The organism is Corallococcus sp. 4LFB, assembly GCF_046520365.1.
Classification (GTDB): domain Bacteria; phylum Myxococcota; class Myxococcia; order Myxococcales; family Myxococcaceae; genus Corallococcus; species Corallococcus caeni.
Genome location: NZ_JBKGHJ010001034.1, coordinates 1 through 1187, shown reverse-complemented (window position 1 = coordinate 1187; position 1187 = coordinate 1). Strand labels below are relative to the sequence as shown.

Annotated in this window: 2 pseudogenes; one reads left to right on the top strand and one right to left on the bottom strand. The window is 74.6% G+C overall.

The features are described from left to right. Window positions 1-645, bottom strand: a pseudogene (locus tag ACLEQD_RS43845) (hypothetical protein); the annotation flags it as partial. A 104-nt stretch (window positions 646-749) separates the two neighbouring features. Between ACLEQD_RS43845 and ACLEQD_RS43840 the strand changes: the two are divergent. Continuing rightward, window positions 750-1187: pseudogene (locus tag ACLEQD_RS43840) on the top strand (hypothetical protein); the annotation flags it as partial.

The following is a 1187-nucleotide window of genomic DNA, read 5'->3' as shown; positions in this document are numbered from 1 at the left end:
CGCAGGTCCGCCGCCGCGCCCCCGCAGGGCCACGCGCGCGCCCACCTGGTTCGCGTAGCCGGGCACCACGTCCTCGCGGCGCACGTCCGCGAAGGCCGCGGCGGTGAGGTACACGAGGTCGCCGATGCGGTTGCGGAAGTCCGCGCGCGACGCGGCCAGCTCCGACATCAGCGTCCAGCGGTCGCTCACCACCTCCGGCCGGCGCATCTGCACGCCCAGCTCCTGCACGCGCTTGGACAGCCGCTCCGCGCTGGCGTGCAGCACGGCCTCCGCTTCCTGCGACAGGCGCTCGTCGGAGCTCGCGGGGGGCGGGGCCCAGCCGCCGTCGTTGGGCACGGCGGGGCGCGCGGGCGGAGGGAAGGCGTCGCGGATGGCGACCACCAGCCGGTTGACGTCCACCAGCGTCTCGCCGATGGCGGGCGCCATCGTCTCCCAGAGGGACAGGTCCGCGGCGTCGTCGGGCTCGGCGGTGGTGGGCTCGTACTTCACGATGCTCAGGTGCCCCAGCCGGTCGATGGCGACGGCGGCCGCCTGGTAGACCTTGCGCAGCCGCGCCGCGAAGTCGCGGTCCATCAGGGCCTCGAGCAGGGCATCGAGGCGGGGTGGCAGGGCATCCTGCGGGGGGCGGTTCTTCGGCGCGACCATGGCGCGGCACCCTAGCTCAGCCACCCCACGGATACGTCAACGGGGGGAGGCGGGGACCGGCTCCCGGCTTTCCGGCGTACAGTGGACAGACGGGGAGAAAACGCATGACAGGTGGCATCCAGCGCCGGCGATGGGTGGCCGGGGGGCTCGGGCTGTTGCTTCTGGGGGGAGGCCTGGCCTACGTGGCTTCCGGGCGGTGTCTGTCCGCCTGGATGTTCCAGGGCGTGGACGTGCCCGTGTGTCCGGACGGCGAGTTCCGCCAGACGGTGGGCCTGGGCGCCAACGGCCTCGCGCGAGGCGCCTCCGTCCAGGTGGGGGTCTGGGCGGAAGCGCACGGCGTGGACGCGAAGGGCCTCGCGCTCAAGGCGTACGTGGACCGGGGCACCGCGGCGCTGTTCCTGGTGGACGCGGCCGGCAAGGAGACGCCGCTGCCGCTGGACGCCAAGGGCCGCTGGGAGCGCGACGCCTATGGCCTCCTGACGGCGCCGGTGACGCTGCCGCAGGTGCCGGACGGCGACTACCGGCTGCGCGCGCGCGTCACC